The sequence below is a fragment of the Tenacibaculum agarivorans genome, from assembly GCF_001936575.1.
GTDB classification, from domain to species: domain Bacteria; phylum Bacteroidota; class Bacteroidia; order Flavobacteriales; family Flavobacteriaceae; genus Polaribacter; species Polaribacter agarivorans.
The window spans coordinates 40,666-49,105 of record NZ_MSMP01000035.1; the positions used below are offsets into that span (position 1 = coordinate 40,666).

The 8,440-nt window shown below is 31.4% G+C and carries 4 protein-coding genes; 1 reads left to right on the forward strand and 3 read right to left on the reverse strand.

Going from position 1 to position 8,440, the window contains the following annotated elements; all coding sequences use genetic code 11:
- Positions 1-96 precede the first annotated feature (96 nt).
- The 3 genes from BVC87_RS19320 to pyrH all read right to left on the reverse strand — a co-directional run bounded on the left by BVC87_RS19320 (position 97) and on the right by pyrH (position 3,863).
- Positions 97-2,463, reverse strand: coding sequence for an efflux RND transporter permease subunit (locus tag BVC87_RS19320; protein WP_075344052.1), 2,367 nt, complete (start codon positions 2,461-2,463; stop codon positions 97-99).
- Positions 2,464-2,561: 98 nt separating this feature from the next.
- Positions 2,562-3,116, reverse strand: a complete 555-nt coding sequence (gene frr, locus BVC87_RS19325; RefSeq protein WP_075344053.1) for a ribosome recycling factor — start codon at positions 3,114-3,116, stop codon at positions 2,562-2,564.
- A 36-nt stretch (positions 3,117-3,152) separates the two neighbouring features.
- Positions 3,153-3,863 (reverse strand): UMP kinase, encoded by a 711-nt coding sequence (pyrH, locus tag BVC87_RS19330; protein ID WP_075344054.1) that lies wholly within the window; start codon positions 3,861-3,863, stop codon positions 3,153-3,155.
- Positions 3,864-4,499: 636 nt separating this feature from the next.
- Here pyrH and BVC87_RS19335 point away from each other — a divergent pair.
- Positions 4,500-8,381 (forward strand): T9SS type A sorting domain-containing protein, encoded by a 3,882-nt coding sequence (locus tag BVC87_RS19335; RefSeq protein WP_075344055.1) that lies wholly within the window; start codon positions 4,500-4,502, stop codon positions 8,379-8,381.
- Positions 8,382-8,440: the final 59 nt, after the last annotated feature.

Sequence of the window (8,440 nt, forward strand, 5' to 3'; positions counted from 1 at the left end):
TCGTTCATATTCTTTAAAAAATTGAGGGACAAATATAATTTTTTAGATAGAAATTAACAACGTATTTGCTAAACTAGTGCTTAACGAATTAGATAATTATTTGTTTTTTTCTTTAGGTGGAAAAATCTTAAACTTTGTTTCTTTTAATACCTTTTGGTTTGCTATTTTTCTTTCAAAAGAAAGAAGTAGAGAAGGTAGTAATAATAGATTAGAAACCATAGCAAGTAAAAGAGTAACAGATACTAGACCTCCTAATGCAATGGTACCTCCAAAACTTGAAACTGTAAAAACTAAGAAACCAAAGAATAATACAATAGAAGTATAAAACATACTTACCCCAGTCTCTTTTAGTGCAGCATAAACTGCTGGTTTTATTCTCCAATTATTTGCTAGTAGTTCTTGACGATATTTAGCTAAGAAGTGGATAGTGTCATCCACGGAAATACCAAAGGCTATACTGAATACTAAAATAGTTGAAGGTTTTATCGGAATATCAAAGAATCCCATTAATCCTGCTGTCATTAATAATGGAAGCATATTAGGAATCAATGAGATTAATATCATTTCTAATGACCTGAACATCCATGCCATGAAAATTGAAATTAAAATAATGGCAAGTGATAAAGATATCACTAGGTTTCGAATTAAATAATTTGTTCCTTTCAAGAAAACTAATGCTTTACCAGTCATAGAAACATTGAATTTCTCTTCTGGGAATTGTTTTTTAATTACTGCATTTAAGCGTTCTTGTATGATATCCATTTTATCAGTACCAACATCTTTCATAAATGTTGTAATACGAGCATAACGACCTGTGCTGTCTACAAAGTTTTTTAACATGCCAGCATTACTGTCAGAGTTTTTGGTATATGCAAATATGTAACTTTTCTCCTGATTGGTAGGTAACTGATAATATTTAGGATTTCCTTTATAATACGCCTGTTTTGAATATTTTACTAAATTATTTACAGAAATTGGTTTTGATAATTCTGGAAATGTTTCAATAGTTTCATTTAACTTTTCCATTTTTTTCAGTGTAGATAATTTCATTACCCCTTTTTCTTTTTTAGTATCAACTAAAATTTCTAAAGGCATAATACCACCAAATTCATTTTCAAAGAACTTAATGTCTTTATAAAACTGTTTTCCTTTTGGCATATCCTCAATTAAGCTCCCAGAAACTCTAATTAAGGTAAGTCCAGCCATACTTAAAATGATAATTATGACTGTAGTAATATAAATGGTAATTCTTTGATTTCTTACAGCACTTTCCATCCAATTTACCACATTTTCCATCCATCTTTTTTCTAAGTGATTCAAATGCTTTTTCTGAGGTAAAGGCATAAAACTGTATAGAATAGGAATGATAAGTAATGCTAAAATGAAAATACTGATAATGTTAATCGAAGCAAGAATACCAAATTCACGTAATAATTGACTTTTAACAAAAACAAAAGTTGCAAAACCAGATGCTGTAGTAATATTAGTCATTAAGGTAGCATTCCCTATCTTAGAAATTACTCGTTGTAGTGATTTTGCTTGATTACCATGTTTTTTTACTTCTTGTTGATATTTATTGATTAAAAATACAGCATTAGGTACTCCAATAACTATAATTAAAGGAGGGATAAGTGCTGTTAAAACGGTTAATTCGTAACCTAATAAACCAATAAAACCAAAAGCCCAAACCACACCAACACCAACAACAAGTAACGTAATAAATGTTGCTCTAAAGGATCTGAAAAAGAAGAAGAATATGATAGCCGTAATTAACAAAGCGCCACCTACAAAAAGTAGCATTTCATCAGCAATATTCTTTGAATTTAAAGTTCTGATATAAGGCATACCTGATATTCTAACTTGCAGGTTATTATCAGCTTCGAACTTTTCAACTTCAGGAATCAGAATTTGCTCAATAAAATCAGCTCTTTCAGGTGTGTTAACAATATCTTTTTTTAGATAAATAGCAGTTTGTATTGTTCCTTCCTCATTATAAAGTATGTTTTCATAAAAAGGGAGTTTCTCAAATAATTCCTCTTTTATATTTTCAATATCTTTCTGTTCAGTAGGTTCTTTTTCGAGTAAAGGACTAACAACAAACTTTCTTTTTTTTCTGTCTGCTTTTAATTTTTGAATGTCAGTTATAGAAACTGTTAACTCAACTTGTGGATTTGAGTCTAGTTTTTTAGCTAATTTATTCCAAGCATTGAATTTTTTAACTTCAAAAACAGTGCTGTCTTTTAAACCAAGAATGATTAAATTTCCTTCTTCACCAAAAATTTCTAGGAATTTATTGTACTCTACATTGACTTCATGGTTTTCAGGTAATAGATTAGCTTCGGTATAAGAAAAGCGAATATGTTTTGTTTGAGTAACTAATAAAGCAGTAATTAAAATAATAAAAGCTAATACCAAGTAACGATTGCGTAGAATAAATCCTGCGATTTTAGTCCAAAAAGTCATCTAAAAAAAATTTGTGCAAAGGTAGTTTAAAATCATTGAAAAATTAAAAAAGAGCGTTTTATAAACACTCTTTTTAATTAAAAATATTATTAGAAATATTAAACAGTCATAATTTCTTTCTCTTTGACTGTGTATTTCTCGTCAATTTCTTTTACAAAATTATCGGTTAAGGTTTGAATATCTGCTTCTGCATTTTTCTTCATATCATCAGATGCATCTAACTTTTTAATTTCATTGTTAGCATCTTTACGAGCATTTCTAACACCTACTTTAGCATGTTCAGCTTCAGCTTTAGCTTGTTTTGCTAAATCTTTACGACGTTCTTCAGTTAATGGAGGAACGTTAATAATGATATTTTCACCATTGTTCATAGGATTGAATCCTAAATTAGCAATCATGATTGCTTTTTCAATCTCCTGCAACATGTTTTTTTCCCATGGCTGTATAGAAATTGTTCTTGCGTCAGGAGTATTTACATTAGCAACTTGACTTAACGGAGTTTGTGATCCATAATAATCAACTTGAACATTAGCTAACATTGCAGGAGAAGCTTTTCCAGCTCTAATGCTTCGTAACTCTTTCTCTAAGTGAGAAATAGCGCTATTCATTGCTTCTTTTGTACTATCTAAGATAAATTCTATTTCTTCAGTCATTTCTTTAAAATTTAATTCACACTCGTAAAATACGATTTATTTGTGATCAACTATTGTTCCAATTTGTTCACCAGAAACTAATTTAAGTAAGTTTCCGTTTGTATTCATATCAAATACTATAATTGGTAATTTATTTTCTTCACTAAGGGTAAAAGCAGTCATATCCATAACTTTTAAACCACGTTCAATAACATCCTTAAAAGTAATAGTTTCAAATTTAACCGCATCTTTGTTCTTTTCTGGGTCGGCATTGTAAATACCATCTACTCGAGTTCCTTTTAAAATAGCATCAGCATCTATTTCAATTGCTCTTAATACCGCAGCAGTATCTGTTGTAAAGTAAGGATTACCTGTACCAGCACCAAAAATAACTACTCTTCCTTTTTCCAGATGTCTAATCGCTTTTCTCTTAATATAAGGTTCAGCAACTTCTTTAATTTCTAAAGCAGTTTGCATTCTAGTATACACACCTTCATCTTCCAAAGCACTTTGTAGTGCTAATCCATTTATACAAGTAGCTAACATTCCCATATGATCTCCTTGTACTCTATCCATTCCATTTGCAGCTCCAGCAACACCTCTAAAAATGTTACCTCCACCGATCACTATGGCAACTTCAATACCTTTTTCTACGACTTGTTTTATTTCTTGGGCATATTCCTTTAATCTGTTTGGATCGATACCATATTGACGATCTCCCATTAAAGCCTCTCCACTAAGTTTTAGAAGTATTCTTTTATAATGCATAATTCTGTTGAAAGTTGTGCAAATATACAAAGTATTCATAATAAACAAAGTGAAACTCTAAAATGTAAAGTGTTCTTGTGGTTTGGTTGTAAGGGGTTGTTTTTTAGTTGTTTAAAAATTAATTAAGTATGTGTTTTTTTTAAAATACTACTAAAAAAAGAATCGTTTTTTTATGATATTTACAGATATAACCTCTAAACCCTACTTACCCATGAAAAAAATTAATAGACTTCCAATTTAACAAGAATCAAGATAATTTGTTAAATAACAGTTTAATCACTTTCCATCAAAACTTTCCTGTTTAAACCACACCTGATAGTTTGATATTTTTTAGTTAACCAGTGGATTTGTTCATTGAAACAAAAGGGTATATCTATAAAGTTATTATAACTACCGACGTCTGATTTTAAAGGGTGTGTACGCAATTACTTAACCAAAAGTTATTGTGAAAAGTAGTTGATAATCAAAATGTTAAAAAATGTTAAAACAATTGTTTTATGTTAAAGGATGATAATAAAAAAAAAGAAAAATTGTTGTCGTGTGTGAATTAATTCTCTAAAAATAAACCAAATAATGAAAAAACATTCAAAACTTAAAAAATTATGCAAATTGTTAATATTCCTAATATATCTTGGAGTGCAATCAATTTATGCAAAGGATATTTACGTTTCTAAAAATGGAAACGATGCAAATCCTGGAACATCAACAAAACCATATTTAACCATACAAAAAGCATCGTCCGTAGCGCAACCGGGTGATGTAATAATTATTGGAGGTGGTACCTATGAGGAAATTATTAGGCCAGTTAGATCGGGTAGAGCTGGAGCACCAATTACATACGTTTCTAAGTTTGGAGAAAAAGTTATCATTACAGCCATGCAAGCCTTGAGTGGATGGCAAAAGGACAAAGGATCTATATACAAAACAAAAGTTAACTGGGATTTAGGTCAAGAAAATTTCATCTTAAATGGTAATACCGCTATGGATTTAGCGAGATGGCCTGATAATACAGATGGAGATCCATTTACGTTGAATTCTAAAAGAAGTAAAGGGGGAAGTGATGGGAACACCATAAATGCTTTTTTATTGTCTAATGAATTACCTAAAAAAGTTAAAAATTGGAAAGATGGTGTTGTTTTCTTCTATGGAGATAGACCTGGATCAGGTTGGATTGCTTGGAAAGCAAAGATTACTAGCGGTTCTTCTGGAAAGATAAATTTCAAGCTAGATAAAAATCCAGATTGGATTAGAACTTTCCATCCACCAAAAGATGGAGGCGATTTTTATATTGAAGGCTTAAAAGATATACTAGATTATAAAAACGAATGGTGGTTTGATAAAAACACAAAAGAGTTATTTGTTTTTATGGAAGGCGGTCAAGCTCCTGCTAACAATAAGATCAAGATGAGAAGGAGAACATTAACTGTCGACTTATCTAACAGAAGTTACATTGAAGTTAAAAATCTAGCGGTTTTAGGAGGGGAGATTAAAATGGATAATAAATCTAAAAACAATAGAATTTACGGAGTATCTTCATTTTACGGAAATCATACTGTAGGTATACAAAAAGGATTTAGTGCAAATAAACAAAGTGTATTATTAGAAGGTAAAAATAATGTAGTTGAAAAATGTGAAATAGCGTTTGGAGCTGCTAATGGAATCAAAATTGGAGGAGATAATAATAAAATATTAAACTCTAGAATTCATGATTTCAATTATTTAGGATCATATGATGCGCCTATAAATGCTCGCGGAGGAAAAAACTCTGTGTTTAAAGGAAATACGATCTTTAGAGGAGGAAGAGATGGCGTTCAGTTCTTTAATAATAATAGTGTTTTTGAATATAATGATGTTTCTTACAGTAACTTAATTAACGATGATTGTGCTTTAATTTACACTGTTGGTGGGCCTCATAATGGAGAGATACATCATAATTGGTTTCATGATGCAGAAAGTAGAGGGAAACTAAGAAAGGCAGCAGGAATTTATTTGGATAATAATGCTGAAGCATTTTCTGTGCATCATAATGTGGTTTGGAATGTTGAATGGACTAACATTCAAATCAATTGGAACGGAAAAGATATTAATGTTTTCAATAATACTTTCGCAAAAGCAAAAGGAGGAACAATGGGGTTCTGGCGTCGTAAAGCTGATCCGAAAAAAGGAAGGCCAAATCCAGATAAGCTAACCAATGTTAAAGTTTGGAATAACATTACAGATAAAGTAGCTACAGATCAAGGGGGAAACCAAGAAACTGAGAGAACTTGGGATGAACAAGCTAACAGGCAAAATAATTTAATTGACAGAAATTCTTTTGTAGATTATAATAACAACAACTTTAGATTGAAATCTGAAGGTAAAGCAGTAGATTTTGGTAGAGTAATCAATGGGATAACTAATGGTTACAAAGGAAAAGCACCAGATGTTGGAGCTTATGAATTAGGAGATACTTGGAAACCTGGAATTAATTGGAATCCTGCCTCAGGGCCAGCAGGTTTAGGATGTTATGGTTTGCCTGGAGAGCCTTGTAATACACCAGATATTCCTACAGATGATAGAGTAGATGCAAACTTAGCGAATGGAGTGTATTTTATTCAAGATATATCAGAAAAGGTAAGAATTAATAGCCCTAGTGGAAGAATTGTAAATACAGCAGATACTTCTAACGATAGTGCTAAATGGGAAATTACAAAGGTCAATAATTATTATACAATAAAAAACTTGAGGAATAATGAATATTTAGAAGTTCCTTATGCTGCTTGTAACAAGAACGATACTTCTGAAAACCCTAATATTAATTTAGGTACGTATAATAGTACTGCTGGAAATCATCAAAAATGGAGCATCACTAAGTTAGGGGAAGATTACTTCCTTCAACCCTTACATTGTGAAAAAGTAGTAGATAGAAATGTCAATGGACAACCCATGCATTTATGGCCTTATTTTAAAGGAAATAAAAATCAAAATTGGAGAATTATAAGTGCAGAAGAAAAATGTACAGTTGATACAGAAATTTCTGGAGTATCTATAAGTGACGCAAAAGAAACTTCATTAACTGTAGTATTTGATGGAGTGAATGGAGCAAATACTTACGAGCTTAGAGCTTGGCCAAAAGGACAATTTACAGGAGATATAAATACACCAGCAGCAACTGCATACAAATCTGGAAATTCACCTTCATTAACTGTAGAAGGATTACAAGCAAATACAGAATATACCTTAATTTTAAGAGCAGTTTGTACGGCAGGAGGTACATCTAAACTAATACAAGTTGAAGGAAGTACTAAAGGAAATGATGTATTGAATTTTGTAAATGCACCAACTACAATTGAACCAGCAACTTCATATACATTTACTATTAATTATGAAGCATCTACAGATAGAGAAATTGTAGTAGCTTTCTGGACGGCTACAAGTTGGGTAGCTCAAAGTACAGCCAAAGTAACTAAAGGAAAAGGAGAAACTACAGTAACAGTTACTTTACCAGCAGCACCAGTAGAAGGAAAAGGATATATTTATAAAGCACATATAAAACCAGTAGGCGGATCATGGCAACAAGCCTTAGACTGGGATCAAGTAAATAATGTTACGGTAGAAAAAACATATCAAGATAAAGTAGCTTTTGTAAATCCGAAGACAACTATTGTACAGGCAAAATCATATATGTTCGATGTGAGTTATGAAGCATCAACAGACCGTGATATTATTGTGGAATTTTGGTCAGCAACATCTTGGTTAGGTGAAAAAAAAGTGAAAGTAGCCAAAGGAAAAGGAACTAGGCCAATTACAGTAGACTTGCCAAATTTACCTGTTGCAGGAACGGGATATATTTATAAACTTCATATTAGACCATTAAATGCAAACTGGCAAGCAGCTATAGATAGGGATCAGGTTAATGATGTTACAGTAACTTCTCAACGACAAGCATGTGGAGCTAATGCTTCCATTAGTGGAGTTAAATTTTTAGGAGGTACAAGCAGTGCTATTACTGTAGCTTTTGACGAGTTAACAAATAGTAAAACATATGAGTTAAGAGCTTGGCCAAAAGGTCAATTTACAGGAAATATTAATGTACCTAAAGCAGTTTCATTTAAAAGTAGTAGTAGCTCACCTATAACTATATCAGGATTAAAGCCAGGAACTGCGTATACTTTGGTTTTAAGAGGACTTTGTTCTACAGGAGGAGGAACTAAATTATTCCAGATAGAAGGAACTACTGCTGGTAATGCCTCAAAGAACGTGATAGAAGATGCTAAAAATGAATTAGATAAATTTGAAAGTGCCGTTTCAGTTTACCCTAATCCATTAAAATCTGACCATCTAACAATCTCTTTAGATGATAAAGAAGAAACTTCTAAAGTTTTTGTATTCGATATTCAAGGAAAAGTACTATTCCAACAACAAATAAATGGGAAGAGTATAGATATAGAACGCACTAATTTTGGTGAATCAGGATTATATTTTATCAAAGTTGAACAAAATGAAAAGTCAACTATTAAAAAGATTATTGTTCAATAATCAAAATAGAAAATAGTTATAACGCATCAATTATAATTTAATTGATGCGTTTTTTAATT

Coding starts and splice junctions, on each gene's coding strand:
- frr (WP_075344053.1), bottom strand. CDS start 3,116: ATGACTGAAGAAATAGAATTTATCTTAGATAGTACAAAAGAAGCAATG.
- pyrH (WP_075344054.1), bottom strand. CDS start 3,863: ATGCATTATAAAAGAATACTTCTAAAACTTAGTGGAGAGGCTTTAATG.
- BVC87_RS19320 (WP_075344052.1), bottom strand. CDS start 2,463: ATGACTTTTTGGACTAAAATCGCAGGATTTATTCTACGCAATCGTTAC.